This is a genomic window from Magnetospirillum fulvum MGU-K5 (assembly GCF_000442515.1).
GTDB classification, from domain to species: Bacteria; Pseudomonadota; Alphaproteobacteria; order Rhodospirillales; family Magnetospirillaceae; genus Phaeospirillum; species Phaeospirillum fulvum_B.
The window spans coordinates 1-20,549 of the sequence record NZ_AQPH01000035.1; the positions used below are offsets into that span (position 1 = coordinate 1).

The 20,549-nt window shown below is 62.5% G+C and carries 20 protein-coding genes; 4 read left to right on the forward strand and 16 right to left on the reverse strand.

Annotation, left to right across the window (positions count from 1 at the left end; genetic code table 11):
- Positions 1-133: 133 nt before the first annotated feature.
- From K678_RS10005 to xth, 5 genes are all read right to left on the reverse strand, one after another.
- Positions 134-916: a flagellar hook-basal body complex protein gene (locus K678_RS10005; RefSeq protein WP_021132339.1), complete on the reverse strand. Its 783-nt coding sequence runs from the start codon at positions 914-916 to the stop codon at positions 134-136.
- On the reverse strand, positions 844-1,932 hold the full coding sequence (locus tag K678_RS10010) for a flagellar hook-basal body complex protein (RefSeq protein ID WP_196802567.1): 1,089 nt from the start codon (positions 1,930-1,932) through the stop codon (positions 844-846). Before K678_RS10010 ends, K678_RS10005 begins: the two co-directional genes overlap by 73 nt.
- Before the next feature lie 198 nt (positions 1,933-2,130).
- On the reverse strand, positions 2,131-3,804 hold the full coding sequence (locus K678_RS10015; RefSeq protein WP_021132341.1) for a trypsin-like peptidase domain-containing protein: 1,674 nt from the start codon (positions 3,802-3,804) through the stop codon (positions 2,131-2,133).
- Entirely contained in the window at positions 3,805-4,101 is a 297-nt protein-coding gene (locus K678_RS19765; protein WP_002727593.1) for a methyl-accepting chemotaxis protein, read from the reverse strand. It abuts the gene before it with no gap.
- Between the two features lie 101 nt (positions 4,102-4,202).
- The gene (gene xth / locus K678_RS10025; RefSeq protein ID WP_081673238.1) at positions 4,203-4,982 is read right to left on the reverse strand and encodes an exodeoxyribonuclease III; all 780 of its coding nucleotides are present in this window, start codon (positions 4,980-4,982) and stop codon (positions 4,203-4,205) included.
- Between the two features lie 250 nt (positions 4,983-5,232).
- Between xth and K678_RS17725 the strand changes: the two genes are divergently transcribed.
- Positions 5,233-7,440 carry an ABC transporter substrate-binding protein gene (locus tag K678_RS17725; protein WP_021132343.1) on the forward strand — a complete coding sequence of 736 codons (2,208 nt, stop codon included), beginning with the start codon at positions 5,233-5,235 and terminating at the stop codon, positions 7,438-7,440.
- A gap of 2 nt (positions 7,441-7,442) precedes the next feature.
- Here the strand turns inward: K678_RS17725 and K678_RS10035 are convergent, their stop codons facing one another.
- Positions 7,443-7,856: a NifB/NifX family molybdenum-iron cluster-binding protein gene (locus K678_RS10035; protein ID WP_021132344.1), complete on the reverse strand. Its 414-nt coding sequence runs from the start codon at positions 7,854-7,856 to the stop codon at positions 7,443-7,445.
- A gap of 162 nt (positions 7,857-8,018) precedes the next feature.
- Between K678_RS10035 and K678_RS10040 the strand changes: the two genes are divergently transcribed.
- Complete coding sequence (locus tag K678_RS10040; protein WP_021132345.1) at positions 8,019-8,648, forward strand: response regulator; 630 nt, start codon at positions 8,019-8,021, stop codon at positions 8,646-8,648.
- Between the two features lie 34 nt (positions 8,649-8,682).
- Here K678_RS10040 and K678_RS10045 read toward each other — a convergent pair whose 3' ends face one another.
- The 10 genes from K678_RS10045 to K678_RS10090 all read right to left on the reverse strand — a co-directional run bounded on the left by K678_RS10045 (position 8,683) and on the right by K678_RS10090 (position 18,705).
- Entirely contained in the window at positions 8,683-9,207 is a 525-nt protein-coding gene (locus K678_RS10045; protein WP_021132346.1) for a hypothetical protein, read from the reverse strand.
- A gap of 165 nt (positions 9,208-9,372) precedes the next feature.
- A complete protein-coding gene (locus K678_RS10050) occupies positions 9,373-10,221 on the reverse strand; it encodes a hypothetical protein (protein WP_021132347.1) in 849 nt (282 codons plus the stop codon).
- 117 nt (positions 10,222-10,338) lie between these two features.
- A complete protein-coding gene (gene scpB, locus K678_RS10055; protein WP_021132348.1) occupies positions 10,339-10,962 on the reverse strand; it encodes an SMC-Scp complex subunit ScpB in 624 nt (207 codons plus the stop codon).
- Positions 10,955-11,779 carry a segregation and condensation protein A gene (locus K678_RS10060; RefSeq protein WP_021132349.1) on the reverse strand — a complete coding sequence of 275 codons (825 nt, stop codon included), beginning with the start codon at positions 11,777-11,779 and terminating at the stop codon, positions 10,955-10,957. The genes scpB and K678_RS10060 overlap by 8 nt, the downstream gene beginning before the upstream one ends.
- A 6-nt stretch (positions 11,780-11,785) precedes the next feature.
- Positions 11,786-12,466, reverse strand: a complete 681-nt coding sequence (locus K678_RS10065; protein ID WP_021132350.1) for a site-2 protease family protein — start codon at positions 12,464-12,466, stop codon at positions 11,786-11,788.
- Positions 12,463-13,497, reverse strand: a complete 1,035-nt coding sequence (gene nagZ / locus K678_RS10070; RefSeq protein ID WP_039852734.1) for a beta-N-acetylhexosaminidase — start codon at positions 13,495-13,497, stop codon at positions 12,463-12,465. Before nagZ ends, K678_RS10065 begins: the two co-directional genes overlap by 4 nt.
- A complete protein-coding gene (locus tag K678_RS10075) occupies positions 13,484-14,482 on the reverse strand; it encodes an SPOR domain-containing protein (protein WP_021132352.1) in 999 nt (332 codons plus the stop codon). The genes nagZ and K678_RS10075 overlap by 14 nt, the downstream gene beginning before the upstream one ends.
- 1 nt (position 14,483) lies before the next feature.
- Positions 14,484-16,238: an arginine--tRNA ligase gene (argS, locus tag K678_RS10080; protein ID WP_021132353.1), complete on the reverse strand. Its 1,755-nt coding sequence runs from the start codon at positions 16,236-16,238 to the stop codon at positions 14,484-14,486.
- Between the two features lie 125 nt (positions 16,239-16,363).
- On the reverse strand, positions 16,364-17,581 hold the full coding sequence (locus tag K678_RS10085; protein WP_021132354.1) for a deoxyguanosinetriphosphate triphosphohydrolase: 1,218 nt from the start codon (positions 17,579-17,581) through the stop codon (positions 16,364-16,366).
- Positions 17,578-18,705 carry a GGDEF domain-containing protein gene (locus K678_RS10090; protein WP_196802569.1) on the reverse strand — a complete coding sequence of 376 codons (1,128 nt, stop codon included), beginning with the start codon at positions 18,703-18,705 and terminating at the stop codon, positions 17,578-17,580. The genes K678_RS10085 and K678_RS10090 overlap by 4 nt, the downstream gene beginning before the upstream one ends.
- Positions 18,706-18,969: 264 nt before the next feature.
- Here K678_RS10090 and argC point away from each other — a divergent pair, with 264 nt between their 5' ends.
- Positions 18,970-20,010 (forward strand): N-acetyl-gamma-glutamyl-phosphate reductase, encoded by a 1,041-nt coding sequence (gene argC, locus K678_RS10095; protein WP_021132356.1) that lies wholly within the window; start codon positions 18,970-18,972, stop codon positions 20,008-20,010.
- An 8-nt stretch (positions 20,011-20,018) separates the two neighbouring features.
- Positions 20,019-20,543: a gamma carbonic anhydrase family protein gene (locus K678_RS10100; protein ID WP_021132357.1), complete on the forward strand. Its 525-nt coding sequence runs from the start codon at positions 20,019-20,021 to the stop codon at positions 20,541-20,543.
- Positions 20,544-20,549 lie beyond the last annotated feature (6 nt).

The window sequence follows — 20,549 nt, forward strand, 5'->3', positions numbered from 1 at the left end:
CTTGACTATCTTGTATTGCTCGACGGACTGCCTCTGTCGTCGTGGCACTGCCGCGTAGAGCCTAGCCCATAGCGCCTCCTTCCACTCCGCGAACAAGAATACACTATCAAATGCCGGGACTGAACAGCAATTATTACTTATAGAGATCGCGCGCGACTGTCGTCATTTCGTCGGCAGTCTTAAAGACGGTTGCGTTCATCGAATAGGCTTTTTGAGTGACGATCATTCGGGTGAACTCGTCGGCCAGATCGACGTTCGAGGCTTCGACCGCCGAAGCGACGATCTGATTGCCACTGCCCTGCTTGGCGATTTCGGCAATACTCATCTGTCCGGCATTGGCGGTTCTCTCGAACACGGTTCCCGAGAGAGGATTGAGCTGATCCGCGGCGGTGAAGGTTGCCAGTGGCAGCATCGCCAGTGTCCGGCTTCGCCCATTACTGAAATGGGCAATCAACTCCCCTTTCGAATTAAACGACGCGGAATCCATCACGCCGGATTCATAGCCATCCTGATCCAAGCTTTTGACGTCAATCTTGCCGGGTTTGGTTCCGGTATATTGGGTCATCTTCGAGGTATCGATCGTAATCGAGTTGCTACCCGGCGGGGTCGTCGTTTTCGGATTGCCCGGGGTGTTCCACGTGATCGAAAAGGTGAGCGAGGTTGGGCTCTGAATCTTACCCGCGCCATCGAACGTGACCGGAATGGAATTGTCTGCGGCATTGGGGCCAAGCCCGCTCACGGTAAAGTCCGTGCCGGTACGCAGACGCATATTCCACTGGTTGTTCCCCTGCTTCTCGAAATAGACCGGGACCGTCCTCGGCTCGTAATTCTGGTCGTAGACGGTCAAAGCCAGCGGGATTTCGTTAATCGACGGCGACGGGATCGATTGCTGCCCAGCCGGCGGATTGCTGCCCATGTAGATCGTCTGCGACGGCGCGGCAACGCCGCCAAAGCTGATCGCCACCGCCTGACTGGGGGGGTGGCGGTGACCTTGCCGTTATTGTCGGTGCTGAGCGTAACGCTCGCGATCGACGACGGCGTCAGGGTCGCGTTGGCCGAGGCTGGCAGGGAGTAACTAAGGGACCATGTATCGCCACCGGCGCGCTGCCACGTGACGGTCAATGGCTGCGGATTCCCCGAAAGATCGTTGACCCAGCCGGTTTGCGTGAAGCTCTGGTTGGCTGATGTCGTCGTGGCATCGGCAGGAATGTTGACAACGGGCTGGAAAGCGGTGGTGGCGGCACCACTGATCTTCTGGCCGGGAGTCATGTAGATCGGGACCAGAGTCTGCGGAGCGCCCGACGCCGTCGCTACCCCAGACAAGGCCAGCGGGGAGGTCGAGGTGGTTGCCACATTGGCGATACGCCCTTGCGAGTCGGCCATCCAGCCCATCAGGAACTGACCGCCGGTCGTCTTGAAATAGGTCTTGTCGGCCGCCCCCGGACCGGTGCTGGGATCACTGGCGCTGGTGGCGGTGCCGGTGGGCGGATCAAGCGCGGTGGCGGTATGATCGCCAAAAGTCGTGAAGCTGCCCGCTCGGGTATAAAGAAGGTTCTTCGAATCGGTCGGGCTCAGTCCGGTCTGTGGTTTGCCATCGGGACCGGGCTGGGAAACGATAAAGAATCCCCGACCGTTGATGCCAAGATCGGTCCAATTGGTCGTCGGCGCCATCACCCCCTGCTGGGTAATAGCGTAACGATTGACGGCGCGGACCCCGAAAATATCGGTTCCGGTCGTTGCCGTGACCTGTCCGGCGCTATTGTTGGTGCTGGTCGGTGCGCTGTGGGATTCGGACATCACCGTCTTGAAGTCGGTCTGAATCCGTTTGTAGCCGGTCGTGTTGACATTAGCGATGTTCTGAGAGACGCCCCCCATCGCCCCGTCCATCGCCTGCATCGCGCTGCTGGCATTCGTTAACGCACCCCACAACATCGACGCCTCCATTCCCGGCGGATTCTTCGTTCCGGTGGGATAGATGCAAGGGGCGGGCCAGTCCTCGGGCAGAGATGGCGCAAGCGCGATACGGATCAGAAAGCGGGATCAGGCGCTAAAAATCAGCGGGAGCTCAAGAATTTTGGCCGGAAGACCCGGCAGGAAATTCCCCCTCCCGGCAGGAAATGCCGGGAATGCTCAGTCGAGCCGACACTGAATGAAGACCGTCACCCGCTTGATCCTCTCGCCGACATCGGCGGCAGACCCGACCGGACCGGCGGACGCGGTTTCATAGCGGATCGAATTGTCATCAAGGAAACGGCGCGCGATATCCGCCTTGATCGCAAAATTGATGTTTTGCGGAATATCTCCGGTTTGACCGGCAATCTTCATCGCATTCAGCTTCGAGGAAACCACGCCGACCACAGTGCCGCTCATATCGGCCAGCGGCCCGCCAGAATTGCCTTTCTGCACCGGAGCGGTGATCTGGTAGTGGCGCGCATCGCCCCGCAGCCCAGCCATGGCGCTGATCACCCCGGCGGTGATGTTGGCTTCACGCGACAGCAGCGACGACAGCGGAAAGCCGATCACAACAACCTCGTCCCCGGAACGCAAGGGACGGTCGGCGCGAAAGCGGGCCACATCGTCCAACCGCAGGGTCGTTTTCAGCGCCGCCAGATCGTCTCCGCTATTCTTGGCCTGAACGGTGGCCGGAATGGCCTGACCATCGGCGGGAGTGACGCTGATCGAGCGACAGGATTCGACGACATGGGCGTTGGTCAGCACGGTCCCATCGCGACTGACAACAAAGCCGGTCCCGGTCGCCATCCGCCCCCGTCCCCCATTGCCCGAGACGGCAGGCGGCGGTGCCTTTCCCTCAGGCGGGGAAGCACTAGCCGATGGCGGCGCATCCCTCTCCGCCCCTCCTGCCGGGCCGACGGAACCACTCGAAACCGGCTTCCACGCGGCAAGCCGGGCGCGAGCCTGGGCTAAATCCTGGGGCGACAGACGGCTTGCGATCCCGTCACGATCGCGCAGATACGTGGCTTTGAGGTTTGCGGGAGCACGCTCCGCCCCAACCGACAGCCAGAAATACCCCTCGGGCAGATTGGCCGCGAGTCCGTTGCCGCTGGCCAGCATCGCGCCCAGATTGTGGGCGGCCTGGGGATGACCGCGCTCGGCGGCACGACGGAACCAGTTCGCCGCCTCGGGAAGATTCTTGGCGCCGCCTTCGCCGGTCAGCAAGGCGACTCCCAGAATGAACTGGGCGACGGGACGGCCCGCCGTGGCCGCTGCACGGGCATCGGCAACGGCCTGCGCCCGGTCAATCGGCACGGCGCGGCCATTCCAGCGCAACTCGGCCATCTTTTCCAGGCTGGCGGGATAACCTTTTTCAGCGGCACGCCGAAAATATTCGACCCCTCGGGCCTCGTCACGGGGAACACCGGCACCGGAAAAATAGAGCTCGCCCAGGGCGTTCAAACTCTCGGGGAAACCACGTTCGGCGGCGCGCCCCAGCCACTCGATCCCCTTGGCAACGTCCTTCGGCACCCCGCGCCCGGCCAAATACGCGGTGCCGAGAGCATGTTGCCCCAACGGATCACCCGCCTCGGCGGCGGCACTCAACAACCGCAGGGCCTGGGCATCGTCACGGGGAACACCGCCCAGACCGAAGAACAAAATCTGCCCCAGCCGCGCCTTGGCGGCGGCATTGCCTTCGTCAGCCAGGGGGCGGTATTGGGCGGCGGCGGCGGCAAAGTCGCGACGCTCCCACGCCGCCTGCCCCTCTTCCCATCCGGCAAACGCGGCCCCGGCGGGCAACAAAGCGGCGAGAAGGACAAGTCCGCTCCGGACCGAGATCGTCTTCCCCATCTAGCGCTGAGACTCAGCCCGCATATTGTGGGCAAGGCGGCTCAATTCCTCGACCGCCGCCCCCATCTCGGCCTCCAGCGTCTGGGTGATGCCGTCGATGCTTTCGGAAACGTGCTTGACCTCTCCGGCCACGACCGCAAAGCCCTTGCCCGCCTCGCCGGCGCGGGCCGCTTCGATCAGGGCGTTCAGCGCCAGAATACGAGTTGTGCCGGTGACCTTCTTAATCTCTTCGACCTTACGCGACACCACATCGGCAAGAGCGGCGGTGAGTTCGATAATACGATCCTGGTCGGACATGATGGTCTCCGCACGGAGGGTTTCAAGGCAGTGTACGGTCGGAGCGGCCTGCGAGCAATTCGGTATTCGCTTTTGCCGCCTGGTTTCACTCTACGATTTACTTAATGTCGCTGAAGATCGACCCAAACCGGGGTGTGGTCGCTGGCGCGCTCTCCGCCACGGGGAGCGCGGTCGATCTCGGCGGTGCTAAGCCGGTCCGCCGCTTGCGGCGAAAGCAGAAGATGGTCGATCCGCAACCCCTCGTCCCGTGCCCACGCCCCTCCTTGATAATCCCACCAGGTGTACCGACCACCATCTGGGTGGAGCGCCCGGACGGAATCAAGAAAACCGAGATGAATCAACTCGCGAAACGCCCGACGGGTCTCGGAACGGCAGAGGGCGTCGTCGCGCCACGCCGCTGGGTTACACACATCCTGATCGGCGGGACAGACATTGTAATCGCCGCCCAGCACCACCGGCAGATCTCCGGCCAGCAATTCCCGGGCGCGAGCCGTCAACCGCCGCATCCAGGCCAACTTGTAATCGTATTTGTCCCCCGGCGCGGGATTGCCGTTAGGCAAGTACAGCGAGGCGACCCGAATTCCTTCGATCGTCGCTTCGAGATAACGGGCTTGTGTGTCGGTCTCGTCACCGGGCAATCCCCGAACCACCGCCTCGGCAGGATGACGCGAAATAATAGCGACGCCGTTGAAAGTCTTCTGCCCATGGAAGACAACATGGAACCCTGCCGCCTCGATTTCGGCGCGGGGAAAATCGACATCCTGGCATTTTGTTTCCTGAAGCAGAAGGACATCGGGGTTTGAGACATTCAACCATTTGATCAAAGCCGTCAACCGCACCCGTATTGAGTTAACATTCCAAGTGGCAATTCGGATACTCATTCAATAGCCCCTCTGCTGTAATGACTTTTTGATAAACTCGTTGTGTTTATGCCGATTCAAGGTGATATTCGGCACAAATAAAATCAGTTCGCCACATTTCGGTCATTCCATGCCGACCGGAAGGACGGAAAGGACCCGAGAGCGTGCGGTTCAGGCGCCATGACGACAACCGCAAGCCGTGTGTGACGCCTCTGTCAGGGCAGCCTGAGACGATGGATAAAACCACATTCAAATTCAACGGTTTGTCGGAATGACGTGCGCTCTGAGCCGGGTCGCACTGGCGATTGCGATCTGCCTTGCCGCCACGATTGCGTCGCCCTCCTTTGCCCAAACATCCAAGCAATCTCCCCATCACGTCGTCCTTAAACTGAAATGGTGGCACCAATTCCAGTTTGCAGGTTATTACGCCGCAATCGCGAAGGGATATTACGCTGCCGAGGGCCTGTCCGTCGATTTGATCGAAGGCCGACCCGGTGCCAACGGTGCCATGGATGTCACCACCGGCATCGCAGATTTTGCCGTCACCTCTCCCAGCGTGCTGCTTGAGCGCAACCGGGGACTGCCGGTGGTGGCGATTGCGGCGGTGTTCCAGCACTCTCCGCTGGCGCTGATGGTGCGCCACAACAGCGGCTTTGACAGCCCCCAATCGCTGGGGGGGCGCCGAGTGATGCTGGGAGGACGCGACGGAACCGACGATTCCGAAATCCTGGCGATGTTCGCGGCCGAAGGAATGACCAAGCAGCCGGTTCAGGTGCTGAACCACAGTGGCGATTTTTCCGATCTGTTCGAAGGCCGCGTCGACGCGATGTCGACCTATATCTCCGATGTGCAGCACGCGCAGCAACCAGTTCCGATCGAACTGCTTCGCCCTCGTCAGTACGGTATCGATTTCTATGGGGACGTTCTCGTCACCAACCTGTCGCTTGCCACCAATCATCCCGAAACGGTTCAGGCCTTTAAGCGGGCCAGCATGCAGGGATGGGCCTATGCCCTGGCCCATCTCGAAGAAATCGCCGACCTGATCCACGATCGCTACGCTCCGGGAAAGACCCGCGAACAGCTTCTGGGCGAGGCGGCAGCGATGCACGACCTCATCCTGCCCGATCTGGTCGAAGTCGGTCATATGAACCGGGGTCGCTGGACCCATATCGGTGAAACATATGCGATGTTGGGGATGCTGGGGCCGGACTGGACCCTGGATCACTTCCTGTTCTCCGACCTGGAAAAAGAACAGCAGACCCGCGCCGCCCGCTGGGTCAAGGACGGAACCATCGCCGGACTGGCCGTCCTGCTGATCGCTCTGCTGCTGGCGATTTTCGTCGCCCGGCTTCGCATCCTGGTCCAACGCCGGACCCGCGAGCTTGCCGCCAGCGAGGAACAGTTCCGCGCCATCTTCGACAGCATCAATGACGCGATCTTTCTCCAGGCCCCCGAGGACGGGGCGATCCTCGCCGTCAATCAGCGGATGTGCGAGTTGTTCGGTTATCGGCGAGAGGAATTGCTAGGTCTGGCCGTGGGGGATCTCGGCCTGGATAGTAAGACCGGCGGCCACCCGGATCTCGCCCATTGGCTGGCCAAGGCGCGCAGCGACCGGCCTCATCTGTTCGAATGGCGTGTCCGCGCCAAGGACGGACATGGTTTCTGGGTCGAGGTCAGCCTGCGTCAGGCCCTGATCGGCGGCGAAGATCGCTTGCTAGTGGTGGCCCGCGATATTTCGGCGCGCAAGGAGGTCGAGGAAAAGCTGCGCCGGACCATCGAAGATCTGGTCAGTTCCAACAGCGATCTCGAACGCTTTGCCTATGTCTCCTCCCATGACCTGCAAACCCCGCTCCGCAACGTCGTCAGCTACGCCCAATTGCTCGACCGGCGCTATCGGGGAAAGCTTGACGCCGATGCCGACGAGTTCATCGGCTTTATCGTCGACAACACCCGCCATATGTCGGAACTGATCAACGATCTGCTCGATTACACCCGGGTCGGTCGGCCGTCACTGCCTCTGCTCCCGCTCGATTCCCGCCGCCCGGTCGATCATGCCATCGCCCTGCTCCAGCCCGAGATTGATGCCTGCGGTGCAATCCTTTCGATCGGCGACATGCCGTGGGTTATGGCGGACGATGCCCAGATGGTCAGCCTGATGCAGAATCTGATTGGCAATTGCGTTAAATACCGCCACCCCTCTCGGCCGCTCGAAATCAGGATCGAGGCAGTCCCCTATCCCGGCGAGATGTGGTGTTTTGCCGTGCACGACAACGGCATCGGCATCGAAAAGCAGTATTTCGCCAAGATCTTCGAGATCTTCCAGCGCCTCCACCCCGATCATAAATCGTCGGGAACCGGGATCGGTCTGGCGTTGTGCCAGCGGATTGTCCACCGCTTCGGCGGCGACATCTGGGTTGAATCCGTCCCCGACGCCGGGGCGACATTCCTGTTCACCCTGGCGGCCGCGCCGAAACGGTAAGATCAGTTTTTCTTGGAGCCGCCGCCATGATGAGGCGGCGAGAACAGATCAAGCGCCTTGCACAGCAACTCCCCGATCGGACGGGGACGCGGCGGGGACAATCTGTCGGCCAGATAATCGTTGACCGCCTTGGCCGGATCGGTCTCGGCGGTCAGGCGGACATCGACGCCGCGATTGACCATCTTGGCCACAAAGCCTTCGCCCGCCGAAATCGCGATCAGAACGTCGATCCCGTCCAGCGGATGCGGTACACCATCGGCGTGATGGTGGAACACCATCAAAGGCTCAAGCACCACCCGACGCGGCAAAGCGGACACGGCACCGCCCGCGCACTCCCATACCAGCCAGGATCGCGCCCGTCCGGCATGGCCGGAAATCCGGGAAAAACGGGTATCTACGGCAACCGCAATCTTCATCCGGACACTTTACGGGATCGCCCAGCCTGTGTGAAGCTTGTCATAGACGCTTCATCGGGATTCAACGAGAACGGACGACGTTCCAACAATTTTTATCAAATACGCTATACTCTTGATCTAAATATGGTTAGGGCTTTTGATAGCGAAGTAAGGAGTTCGTCCGTGACGGTTCGCATTGTCATCGCCGAGGATCAGCAACTGGTCCGCCAAGGTCTGGTCGCGCTGCTGGCCTCTAATGACGTCGCCATTGTCGGCGAGGCTCAGAACGGCCGGGTCGCCATCGATATGGCCCGAAGCCTCGCCCCGGATGTGATCCTGATGGATCTGTCGATGCCGGAAATGGATGGGGTCGAAGCCACCCGGCAAATCAAACGGGTGGCTCCCCGGGTCAAGATTCTGGTTCTCAGTGCCGCCAATTGCGAAAAGAGGGTGGCCGAAGCTCTCGCCGCTGGTGCCGACGGCTATGCCCTCAAGAAGATGAGCCATAGCGAACTGGTCGAAGCGATCGGGGCGGTCGCCTCCGGACGCCCCTATCTCGGCCCCGGCCTGTCGGAAGAGTTGGTCCGCGAGCATCTGGCCGGAGCGGAACCGGGCGGGATCAACCTGACCGGGCGCGAGCGCGAAGTGCTGCGCCTGATCGCCAGGGGGCTGAAGAACCGCGAAATCGCCAACGATCTCGGCATTGCGGTCAAAACGGTCGAAACCCATCGCACCAAGATCATGCAGAAGCTTGATCTGCATAATTCGGCGGAACTGGCCGCTTATGCGATCCGGCGCGGCATGATCGACTGACCTTTCGCCAGCAAACGCCCCTGCCCGGCTCCGGCTACAGGGAACCGGTCTGTTTCTCCGTCCGATGCGGAAACCAGCGAGCGCGCACCTGGGCGATCGCGGCCTTGGCCTGCTGCCAGGCGGGCCAGCTTTCAAGCTTGGCATGCGCCCAATTTTTGGCGCGCAACACCGTATCGTGGACCCAGACGAACCAGCCAAAGGTCATCAGCGCCGGGCGGCACAGGGTATAGAGCCGGGCAAACAGCGCGGTTGCCGCCAATTTGGCCAGGATCAGCACCACCAATCCGAACAGGAAGTGTCCGGTCGCGATCGACCAGACCGCCGCCAGCTTGACCGGCAGAATCAGCAAGAATGGCAGCAGAAAGACCAGGGCGGCCCCCTGGGGCGGCAGCGCGACGATCCGCGCTTCGATCCGGGCGATCAGGGCCAGTTGGGCCAATCGGGCCATCAACCGTCTCAGCCACCCCCACAGATATTCCTCGAACAGCATCAGCAGCACCGCCAGCGGCACTGTGATCAGCGAGGACAGGGAACGGGAGCGAGCGGGACGTTCGGTCATGGCTTCACCGATAAGGGAGGGAGAAGAACGAAGCGGTGGACTCGGTCACATTGGACGCGGGTTTGCGTGTGGCGCAAGCAACGCATTGCCGCATCTCCGCCCGACGACAACGATCGCGCACCGGGCATTCTGGCGGAGGATCGGCGCGAACCGGACGGGGAGGCGTCAATGGTGCCCTCCGCCCTCGGCCTTTTCCTTCTTTTCCTTGGGGGGTTTGGACGGCTTGCCTCCTTTTTCCAGTGCGGGATCGCCGACCTGTTCCGGTTTCAGATACATCGGCAACGGCTTCAGCCATTCCGAAGCGTCACGGGCGCGTTCGGCAACGGCCAGGCGACCATCGGACGACGCGATCATTGCCGCCGCGACCGAAGCCAAGGCGCGGCGGCGGTCCTCGTCGCTGCCCCCTTCGGCACGGACGGCAAAAGCAGCGCGTACCGGCACCGCCGCATCGGGACCATTGGGATGAAGTCTGACCATCCAATCGGCCGAGCGCTTGGTTCCGTCCAGCACCCCTTCATGCGCCATCACCTCCTGATCGGCGACGAAGATCCCAACCGCATAGCGCAACAAAACACCACCCGGCGGAGCCGACAGACGCAGTCCCAGCGGTACCAGCGTCTCGCCATGAACCACCAACTCGCCTTCGACAGCATAAGCCAAACCGTCCGCTCCGGGAAAGCGGGCGATTTCGTCGCCAAAATTGAAACTGGCCTCGTTCGAATGGGACCAACCCCGCGCGATTTCCTTGCGCTGTAGGAATCGCTCGACGGTACGGCGCAGCGGGTAGAACAGTTCATCGTCGGTAGGCGTGAAGGAATCGCGCTTGCGCGGTGCCGGCAACAAAGCAGTCGCTTCGATGCTGAACGGAGCAAAGCCGTTACGAACCGGGGCGCGATCGACCAGGGTGAACTGATTGACCAGAACGGGAACGGTAGGAGCATCCTCGGCACGGGTCGGAAGACAGGCGGCGAACAGGCTTAGCCCGCCCAGAAACGCCACGGCGACAACTCTCATTCCGCTCCCTCTCCTTACCCGTTTTTCAAACCAGACCGTCATATTGGACCCGCCCCGGCCGGTTCAACCCCCAACGCGATCACGGTCGATCTTCGTCGGGATCAAACGCGCCTTCCGTCAAATCCCCCCCTCCGGTTCTCCCTCATTGACCTCCGGAAGGGTATCGATCAGCGTTCCCCCGGCAAAGGCACGGTTGCCATAGGCCCCGGCACTGGAATTGGGGTCAAGCAGACCAGCGGCTTCAAGGTCCTTGAGTCCCGGCAGATCGGCAATCGATTCGAGTCCGAAATGGTCGAGAAAGGCATCCGTGGTTCCCCAGGTCAGCGGGCGCCCCGGTGTCGTCCGCCGCCCGCGTGGCCTGATCCACCCGGCTGCGAACAGAATGTCCAACGTCCCTTTCGACAGGGCGACGCCGCGCACCTCTTCGATTTCGGCGCGAGTCACCGGCTGATGATAGGCAATGATCGCCAGGGTCTCGACCGTGGCCCGCGACAGCTTGCGCTCCTGCGTCCGCTCGATCCGCAGCCGCCCGGCTAGATCGGGGGCGGTGCGGAAAGCCCATCCCTGCCCGCGCCGCACCAACGAAATCCCCCGCCCGGCATATAGCCCTTCGAGTTCGTGAAGCAAGCGGGAGAGATTGGTTCCCTCGGGCAGATGCGCGGCCAGAGCGCGCTCGCTGACCGGCTCGCCCGAGGCAAAGATCACCGCTTCGACCAGCCGCAATAGATCGGGATCACTCATCGCTCCCTCCGCTGTCGTCGCCATCCTGGCGCTGACCGGCGCGAACATAGATCGGCGAATAGGCCGGTCCGTCCTGGCGCAGGCACAGCCGACCCTGCCGCGCCAGTTCCAGCGCCGCGACGAAGGTCGCAGCCACCGCCGATTTCATCTTCAGTGCATCGCCTTCGATCGGGGGCAGATAGGCCATCAGCACCGACCAATCCGGCAAGGCTCCGACCCCCAGCATCGCTTCAAGCCGGGCCAGAGCATCGTCAACCGACCACAAATCAGCCGCTTCGACCGTCAGCACCGTCACCGAACGGCGGGCGACATGGTCGGCATAGGCCTTGAGCAGCTCGTAATATTCAAGGTCAAAGATCGGCCGGTCGACTACGTCGAGTCCTTCGGCACCACCGGGACCGAACACGTCGTGGCCCAGACGCGGACCGGCGAACAGTTTTCGTCCCGCCTCCTGCATCGCCTGAAGCCGACGCAAGCGAAACGCCAACGCCTCGGCCAATTCCGCCGGGGTGGGTTCCTCGCCAGGATCGGGTTCCGGCTCGGGCAGCAACAGACGCGATTTCAGATAGGCCAGCCACGCCGCCATCACCAGATATTCCGCCGCCAGATCAAGTTGGCTTTTGCGGATGTGGCTAATAAAATCAAGGTACTGGTCGGCAAGCTTCAGAATCGACATCTTGCTGATATCGACTTTTTGCTCGCGGGCCAATTGCAGCAGAAGATCAAGCGGACCTTCCCAACCGTCAAGGTCAACCAGCAGGCGGTCGGCCACGGGGCGACCCGTATCCTCCTCCTCCTCGACGGCGAAAGACGTCATCCGGCCTCAGCCCCCTGGCCCCAGAACCCCCAGCAAAACTTGCGCAATCCAACGGACCGGGCCTGAGACCAGCCAACCGAGCAGATCGAGATTGATTCCGACCGCATTTCCCAGCATCGGCAACAGGAACAGAAATCCCAGCACCAGTAAAAGCCCGAACCGCTCCAGCCGGGCCAGTCGCACCGCCAGCGGCCACGGCAGCAGTCCCGTCATCACCCGTCCACCATCCAGCGGCGGGATCGGCAACATGTTGAAGACGGCTAACAACAGGTTGATATAAATCGCGTTCTTAAGATTTTCGAACAGCCAGAGCTGAGCCGGATCAGGCATTACCGGGATCAGCCACAGCCCGAGCACCGCCATCGCCGCCATCAGCACATTGACGGCGGGACCGGCGGCGGCCACGACGACCATCCCCAGCCGCAGCGGGCGCAGGCGGGAGAAATCGACCGGAACCGGCTTGGCCCACCCGAACATCACCCCCCCGACCACCAGCAGAAACGCGGGCAGGATCACCGTGCCAAAGGGATCGACATGACGCAGCGGGTTCAGCGAAATCCGCCCCATCCGCTCGGCGGTATCGTCGCCCATCGCCCGGGCGGCATAGCCATGTGCCGCCTCGTGCAGGGTCACGGCCAGGATCACCGGCAAGGCCCAGACGGCAATCCCGGACAGCAGGTCGTTCATCGCATGACCCGCGACAACAGAGCCTCAACCCGCGCATGGGCGGCTTCGGTATCGAACGGCACGGGGCGGCGACGGCGAGCCTCGGCCCGCGCCAGTCGCTCCAGCGCCCGGTCGGTCAGCGGACGGGCGACCCGGGCCACCGCTTCCATCTCGTCCATTTCGCCATTGCAATGAAGAACGATGTCGCACCCGGCATCAAGGCTGTCGTTGGAACGGTCTTCAAACCGGCCGCCCAGCGCCTTCATCGACAGATCGTCCGACAGCAGAACACCATCGAATCCCAGGCGTCCCCGAATGACGTCGTTAATCACGACTGGCGAGGTCGTGGCCGGGCGGTCGCGGTCGAACGCGGTATAAACGACATGGGCCGTCATGCCCCACGGCGCGTCGGAGAGAATGCGGAAGGGAACGAAATCGTTGGCTTCCAGGGTCTCGGCGGATTCCTCGACCACCGGCAGATCGACATGACTGTCGACGGTGGCGCGGCCGTGACCGGGGATATGCTTGACGATCGGCAACACGCCTTCATCGAGCAACCCCTCCGCAACTTCGCAGGCAAGGTCCGCCACCATCGCCGGATCGGTGCCATAGGCGCGATCGCCGATCACGTCATGCGCCCCGAGCACGGGGACATCGAGCACCGGCGCGCAATCGACATCAATGCCGAGATCGGCAAGTTCACGCCCGATCAGGCGGAAATTGAGCCGCAAGGCCTGTTTCGCCGCGTCGCTGTCATGCTCGGCCAGAGCGGCAAAGGGCGCGCCGGGCGGCGCTTTGCGCCAATGCGGCGGCTTCAGCCGCTGGACGCGACCGCCTTCCTGGTCGATCAGCACCGGCGCATCGGCCCGGCCGACCGACTCGCGCAAGGAAGCAACCAGGGTGCGCACCTGATCCGGCGTATCGATATTACGACCGAAGAGGATGAATCCCAACGGATTGGTCGCGGCGAAGAGACGGCGTTCGGCCTCGGTGATCGCCAATCCGGCGCAACCGAGGATCAAAGACGCCGGGGGCTGACTATTTACGGGCAACGATGCATCCCTGGTTACGACGGGTAAGGTCGGCACAAATCTGACGGGCGGATTGTTCATCAAGACCACCGGCGCGGATGCGCCAGAAAACGCCCTTGCCTTCCAGATCGACCCGAACAATATCGGACTTCAGCCCGCCCAAAAGATCGGCATAAGCCTTCTGAATCCGGGACCATTCCTTGTCGGCCTGATCGGCGGCGCGGACCGCCCCCAACTGGACGACGAAATCGCCACCGCCGCTGCGGCGAACCGGCGCAGACGGCGCAACCGGGGCAACATTGGCGACCTGGGCCGGGGTAATGACCTGGGGCTTTGCGGCCGCAGGCGGCGGAGCGACCTTGGCGGCCGGGGCCGAAGCCGGAGCGGTTGAGGCAGTGGCCGCCGTCCGCGTCTGGACCGGCTGATAGGACGAAACTGGCGGCGGCGGTGCCAGCGCCGAACTCGCCGGGGCTGACGAAGAGGCCGGTGGCACCGGAACCGGAACCGGAGCGGTCATGACAGCCGGAGCCGATGCCGGAGCAGACGGCGCAACCGCCTGCGGGATCGCGGCCGGGGCCGGGGCCGGGGGCAAGGTCAGGGTTTCGGTCGGAGTCGCCGACGGACGGGGGGGAGCCTTGGGGCTTTCCGGCGGCGGCAACAGCCGCTCGACCCGCCCATCAGCGTCCGCACCGGATTCCATCCGCTCATAGACCAGCTTGTCCTGGTTGGGGACCTGCATCCCGCCCCGGTCATCGGGGCGTACCTTGAACGGGCGGTCCTCGGCCTTGATCACCGGAACGCCGTCACCGGCTCCCTTGCGTCCGCCAACAAAATGCAGCCCGACAGCGACGATCACGCCCACCGCGACCACGGCGGCAACGATGGTGACGATCCCGCGCAGACGATGACCGGCGCGGGCTTCGTGTGAATCCGCATCGGCATCGTAGCGTTCCGGAATGATGTCCAGAATATCGCGGTCGTAATCGTCGCTGGGACGCAAGGCCATGTCAGCGCATTTCCTCCATGGGCTCGACACCGATGATGCCAAGACCCGAGGCAATCACCAGAGTCACCGCCCGCAACAATCCAAGCCGGGCGATGGACAGATCGCGGTCGGCCTCGATCAGGAAGCGCAACCGGGCATCGTCCTTGCCCTTGTTCCACAGGCCGTGGAACGCGGCGGCAAGATCGTACAGGTAGAAGGCGATCCGGTGCGGCTCGTGCGCTTCGGCGGCGCTTTCCACCACGCGGGGCCAACCCGCGAGCAGCCTGATCAAACCAAGCTCGGCCGGATCGGTCAAGCGCCGCAGAACCGCAGGGTCAGGCACCAGGGTGACCGGATCGATCTCGGGCCACATCTCGGCGGCATGGCGCATCACCGAATAGCAACGGGCGTGGGCGTACTGGACATAGAAAACCGGGTTGTCACGGCTTTGTTCCAGCACCTTGTCGAGATCGAAATCGAGATGGGCATCGTTCTTGCGGGTCAGCATGATGAAGCGGACGACATCGCGGCCCACCGCATCGACCAGATCGCGCAGGGTGACGAAGGTTCCGGCCCGCTTGCTCATCTTGTAGGGCTCGCCGCCCTTCAAGAGGTTGACCATCTGGCACAGCTTGACGTCGAGAGCGCCGTGACCGCCGGTCATCGCCGCCACCGCCGCCTGCATCCGCTTTACATAGCCGCCGTGATCGGCGCCCCAGACGTCGATCATCACGTTGAAACCGCGACGGTATTTGTCGAGGTGATAGGCAATGTCAGAGGCGAAGTAGGTCCACGACCCGTCCGACTTCTTCAGCGGCCGGTCAACATCGTCGCCGAACTGGGTGGCGCGGAACAGAGTCTGGGGACGCGGTTCCCAATCGTCGGGCAGCTTACCCTTCGGCGGTTCAAGCACGCCTTCGTAGATCAGTTCCTTGCCGATCAGGAACTGTTCCGCCGCGGTGACCTTGCCCGCTTCGACCAGACCGCGCTCGGAGATAAAGACGTCGTGGCGAACCCCCAACGCGGCCAGATCGCTTTTAATCATCACCATCATCGCCTCAACGGCGAAATCGCGGAACAGCGGCAACCACTCGGATTCGGGGGCGGTCTGGAACCGAGCGCCGTGCAGCCGGGCGAGGTCTTCCCCCGCTCCCTTCAGATACTCGCCCGGATACAACCCTTCGGGGATCGCGCCGATATCCTCGCCCAACGCCTCGCGATAGCGCAGGTGGACCGAGCGGGCCAGCACATCGACCTGCGATCCGGCATCGTTGATGTAATATTCGCGCGAGACATCGTGACCGGCCTTGCTCAACAACGAAGCCAGGGCGTCACCGACCACCGCGCCGCGAGCGTGACCGACATGCATCGGGCCGGTCGGATTGGCCGAAACGTATTCGACATTGACGCGCAGCGAGTGGCCGATATCGGACTCGCCATACCCCACCCCTTCGCGCAGCACGTCGCCCAGCCGCTCGGCCCAGAAATCGTCGGACAGGCGGAGATTGAGGAAGCCTGGACCGGCGATCTCGGCCGCCACCACCGCCGGGTGGGCGCGCAATTCGGCGGCCAGCTTTTCGGCTAGATCGCGCGGCTTAAGCCCCGCGGGCTTGGCCAAAACCATCGCCGCGTTGGTGGCGACGTCGCCATGAGACGTCTCGCGCGGCGGCTCGGCGGTCACCCGGCTGGTGTCGAGCCCGGACGGCAGAGCGCCCGCTTCGGTCAGACGGTGAAGGGCGGCGACGATCTCGTCGTGAAAATACCGGAACAGGTTCATGGTGTCGATTTCGCTGGGAAAGGTTGGGGGTCGGGATCGTGCCACCACCGCCCGGTCCTGTCCATCCCCGTCGCCATCATGGCGGCGCGGCGTCCTTGGTCCGGAAATGCAGTGGCGGTGGTGTTTTACGGCTTTTCCTGAAGGTCGAACATCCGCCGATGCTCGTCGAGGGCGAAACGGTCGGTCATCCCGGCGATATAATCGCCCACCGCCCTGGCGGTACGGGCCGTTCTCCGGCCGTCGGTCAGGCGGAACCATTCCGGTGGCAGGCATTCCGGTTCGTCCCACAGCAGGCGGAACAAATCCTTGACCACCCGTCGCCCCTTGCTGGTCATCCGATTGACGCTGAAATGGCGATACATGTGGGTGAACAAAAAGCCACGCAACGCGGCATCGTTGGCACGCATCTCTTCCGAGAACGCAACCAAGGGCTGGCCGAGCTGGCGCACGTCATCGGCGCTTTCGGGACGCAGAGCGGCGATCCTGCGGCGGGTTTCGTGGACCAGATCGAGGATCATGATCCCGATCATCCGCCGCACCACCTCGTGGATATGCAGCGACGCCTCGGCATCGGGAAATTCGCTGCGAACCTGACGAAACAACGGCCCAACCAAGGGCAGATCGTCAAGATCGCGGATCGCGAACAGACCAGCCCGCAACCCGTCGTCCAGGTCATGGTTATTATAGGCGATATCGTCGGACAGCGACGCGACCTGAGCCTCGGGCCCGGCGAAGCTATCCAGCCCGAGATCGTGCAGTTCAGCATATTCGGCGATGGCACGGGGCAGCTCCCGTCCCTTCTTGCGAGCGAGCGGACCGGTCAGCGGGCCGTTATGTTTGACCAGCCCTTCGAGCGATTCCCAGGTCAGATTCAGCCCGTCGAAAGCAATGTACCGGCGCTCGAGCCGCGTCACGATCCGCAGCGACTGGGCGTTGTGGTCAAAGCCGCCGAAATCGTGCAGCACTTCTTCAAGCGCGTCTTCCCCGGCATGGCCGAACGGCGTGTGACCCAGATCGTGGGCCAACGCCAACGCCTCGGCCAGATCCTCGTTCAGCCCGAGCAGGCGGCTGACCGACCGGGCGATCTGCGACACTTCAAGCGAATGGGTCAGCCGTGTCCGGTAATTCTCGCCTTCGTGATAGACGAAGACCTGGGTCTTGTATTGCAGGCGACGAAACGCGGCGGAATGGATGATGCGATCACGGTCTCGCTGGAACGGTGAGCGGGTTGGGCTGTCCGCCTCGTCATAAAGCCGCCCCCGCGACTGTTCGGGACGACAGGCAAATGGTGCCGGCGCACCGGCACCATACGGAAGAGACTGAGGATCGGCGGCAGAATTCATGCTGGGAACAGTACCTCCCGGGCAGGAACAAAGGCAATCCCTGCATCGTCACGAGCCAGAATCGTGCAATTGCGGCCCGCCGTCTTCGCCTGATAGAGGGCAAGATCGGCACGACCAATCAACGATTCCAGGGTATCGCCCGAAATGAAATAGGCAACACCAACGCTGACCGTCCCGTTGATCCCCAAGGCGGATGCTTCGACTTCATAGGCCCGGCGTAAACGTTCGGCAACCGCGACGGCTTCCTCGGGCCCGGTGTCGGGCAGCAGGGTAACAAACTCCTCGCCGCCATAGCGGCAGAAGCTGTCCTCGACGCGCAAGGCCGATAAAACCACCGATGCAAAGCGACACAGCACCTGGTCACCAAAGGCATGGCCGCGCGTATCGTTGACCCGCTTGAAATGATCGAGATCGCACAGCAGCACCGACAGCGAATGGTTCGAACGTTCGGAGCGGGACAAAGACTTTCCCGCCAGAAACGTGAAGGCCCGCCGGTTCAGGGCTCCGGTCAACGGATCAATGCTGGCTTGGCGCTTCAAATCGGCGTTCAGCCATTCCGAAATCAGGATAAGCTGAGTAAAAGCCAGGACAAGTTGATGGACAAACCCGAAAAGATGAACCCCGACGATGAAGGTCGCTCCGGTAAAATAATCTGTAAAGGTCTCGCCCGAGGCGACATAGAACCGTACAACATAAAATAGTGACAAAGCCAAATTCACGATTCCGCAAATCTGGCGGACCAGAACTGGTGACGGGCCTGGGCGCAGCAGGGTGAGGGCCATCCCCCCGCAGAGCAGCGCAGAAGCCAACGACATCACCATCACCCGCGCGACGATCGAGGGTTGGATATAGGTGAAATAGGCCAGCGTAGCGGTGACAAGCCCAGCCAGGACCAACCCGGCCCGCACCCAGCTTCTACGGCCCACAAATTGCTCGAACCCGGCCAGCAGAAACACCAACGCCAGTACGATCAGGGCGTTCGAGGCGACGATGCCCAGGATATCCGGCAACACATCGCGCGCTGCCGAGAAAATCATCCCGATCGCACCAAAGACATGGCCGATGGCCCAGCGGGCGACACCGGGAACCGGCAGGTTCTGCCGGTTCACCAGACAGAGAGCCACAGCTGATAAAATCGCTGTCAGAACAAGGGGAACAAGCAGAGTGCGGACATCAAGCATTATCAGATCCGGCGCAACGCGGCGGGCCATCCTGCCACGAGTCCAAGAAGGCTACCTACAGTATTCACCGTAGCGGCTGTCGTAGCAAAACGGCCCCAGCCTGTCGCCAGACACTCGATATCGGCGGGTTGTCGGTTGTGGCAGCGACTGCTATCGTCCTGGCCAGACCGCAAAGCCGGTCAAGACGGTGAGAGAGTGGGGAAAGAAATGGACGAAATCAAGACGGCAATCCTGGGAGCCAGCGGCTATACCGGAGCCGAATTGCTGCGCTTTCTGGCCGGACACCCCGCCTTTCGCGTCACGGCGCTGACCGCCGACCGCAAGGCTGGTCAAGCGATGGCCCAGGTCTTTCCGCATCTCGCCGCCCTCGCCTTGCCCAATCTGGTGTCGATCGATCAGGTCGATTTTTCCGGCATCGACGCGGTGTTCTGCTGCCTGCCGCACGGCACCACCCAGGAGGTGATCTCCGCCCTGCCCGCTTCGGTCAAGGTGTGTGATCTCTCGGCCGATTTCCGGCTGCGCGACGTCGAGACCTATGCGCAGTGGTACGGCCATCCGCACCAGGCGCCCGAGCTTCAGAAAACCGCTGTTTATGGCCTGACCGAATTGGCCCGGCCGGAAATCCGCACCGCCCGGCTGGTGGCCAATCCCGGCTGCTATCCGACCTCGGCGCAATTGCCGCTGGTTCCGCTGTTGCAGGCCGGTTTGATCCAGGCCGACGACATCATCATTGATGCGATGTCGGGGGTTTCAGGCGCGGGCCGCGCCGCTAAAGAGGCCAATCTTTACACCGAAGTGGCCGAGGGAATTCACCCCTATGGCATCGCCGGGCATCGCCACGCTCCCGAGATCGAGCAGGGCCTGTCGGCCGCCGCCGGTCGCTCGGTTGCGGTCAGCTTCACCCCGCATCTGATGCCGATGAACCGGGGTATGCTCTCGACGATCCATGTCCGCCTCTCCGCCGGTGTCAATGCCGCCGCGCTGCGCTCGGCCCTGGCCGATATTTATCAGGACGAACCGTTCGTGCGGGTTCTGCCCGAAGGCGGCGTCCCCGCCACCCGCAACGTGCGCGGCTCGAACCAATGCCTGATCGGAGTGTTTCCTGACCGGGTGCCGGGGCGGGCGATCCTGATCTCGGCGATCGACAATCTGGTCAAGGGCGCCTCGGGTCAGGCGCTCCAGAACATGAACCTGATGTTCGGACTGCCCGAGACGCTGGGCCTTGACCTGCAACCGATCTTCCCCTGAGGCAAGACATGAGCGGTTTGATCCTTCCCTGGCGGGGCCGGTTGCCCGAAATCGACGCTACCGCGTTCATCGCACCCAACGCCACCGTGATCGGCGAGGTGACGATCGGAGCCGAGTCCAGCATCTGGTTCGGCTGCATCCTGCGCGGCGACGTCAATCAAATCCGCATCGGTGAGCGGACCAACATTCAGGATGGCACGGTGATTCACGTCACCCGCAAAACCTTCGGCACCTTTATTGGCTCGGACATCACGATCGGTCATGCCGCCGTGCTGCATGGCTGCACGCTGGAAGATTGCTGCTTTATCGGGATGGGCGCAGTGCTGCTTGACGGCGTGGTGGTCGAGCGCGAGGCGATGGTCGCCGCCGGAGCCGTGGTGACGCCGGGTAAGCGTGTCAAAAGCGGCGAATTGTGGGGCGGCAATCCAGCCCGGCTGTTACGCCCGCTAACCGAGCAGGATCGGGCTCACTTCCCCGTCTCGGCGGCCAATTACACCGAACTGGCCCGAGAGTACCGCGACGGTCTCGCTTAGGCGAAA

What these genes read in the sequence shown, in the direction of transcription:
- argC (WP_021132356.1), top strand. Translation starts at nt 18,970, where the DNA reads ATGGACGAAATCAAGACGGCAATCCTGGGAGCCAGCGGCTATACCGGA.
- K678_RS10075 (WP_021132352.1), bottom strand. Translation starts at nt 14,482, where the DNA reads ATGGCCTTGCGTCCCAGCGACGATTACGACCGCGATATTCTGGACATC.
- K678_RS10015 (WP_021132341.1), bottom strand. Translation starts at nt 3,804, where the DNA reads ATGGGGAAGACGATCTCGGTCCGGAGCGGACTTGTCCTTCTCGCCGCT.
- K678_RS19765 (WP_002727593.1), bottom strand. Translation starts at nt 4,101, where the DNA reads ATGTCCGACCAGGATCGTATTATCGAACTCACCGCCGCTCTTGCCGAT.
- K678_RS10050 (WP_021132347.1), bottom strand. Translation starts at nt 10,221, where the DNA reads ATGAGAGTTGTCGCCGTGGCGTTTCTGGGCGGGCTAAGCCTGTTCGCC.
- K678_RS17725 (WP_021132343.1), top strand. Translation starts at nt 5,233, where the DNA reads ATGACGTGCGCTCTGAGCCGGGTCGCACTGGCGATTGCGATCTGCCTT.
- argS (WP_021132353.1), bottom strand. Translation starts at nt 16,238, where the DNA reads ATGAACCTGTTCCGGTATTTTCACGACGAGATCGTCGCCGCCCTTCAC.
- K678_RS10085 (WP_021132354.1), bottom strand. Translation starts at nt 17,581, where the DNA reads ATGAATTCTGCCGCCGATCCTCAGTCTCTTCCGTATGGTGCCGGTGCG.
- xth (WP_081673238.1), bottom strand. Translation starts at nt 4,982, where the DNA reads ATGAGTATCCGAATTGCCACTTGGAATGTTAACTCAATACGGGTGCGG.
- K678_RS10100 (WP_021132357.1), top strand. Translation starts at nt 20,019, where the DNA reads ATGAGCGGTTTGATCCTTCCCTGGCGGGGCCGGTTGCCCGAAATCGAC.
- K678_RS10010 (WP_196802567.1), bottom strand. Translation starts at nt 1,932, where the DNA reads ATGTTGTGGGGTGCGTTAACGAATGCCAGCAGCGCGATGCAGGCGATG.
- K678_RS10035 (WP_021132344.1), bottom strand. Translation starts at nt 7,856, where the DNA reads ATGAAGATTGCGGTTGCCGTAGATACCCGTTTTTCCCGGATTTCCGGC.
- scpB (WP_021132348.1), bottom strand. Translation starts at nt 10,962, where the DNA reads ATGAGTGATCCCGATCTATTGCGGCTGGTCGAAGCGGTGATCTTTGCC.
- K678_RS10065 (WP_021132350.1), bottom strand. Translation starts at nt 12,466, where the DNA reads ATGAACGACCTGCTGTCCGGGATTGCCGTCTGGGCCTTGCCGGTGATC.
- K678_RS10005 (WP_021132339.1), bottom strand. Translation starts at nt 916, where the DNA reads ATGGGCAGCAATCCGCCGGCTGGGCAGCAATCGATCCCGTCGCCGTCG.
- K678_RS10045 (WP_021132346.1), bottom strand. Translation starts at nt 9,207, where the DNA reads ATGACCGAACGTCCCGCTCGCTCCCGTTCCCTGTCCTCGCTGATCACA.
- K678_RS10060 (WP_021132349.1), bottom strand. Translation starts at nt 11,779, where the DNA reads ATGACGTCTTTCGCCGTCGAGGAGGAGGAGGATACGGGTCGCCCCGTG.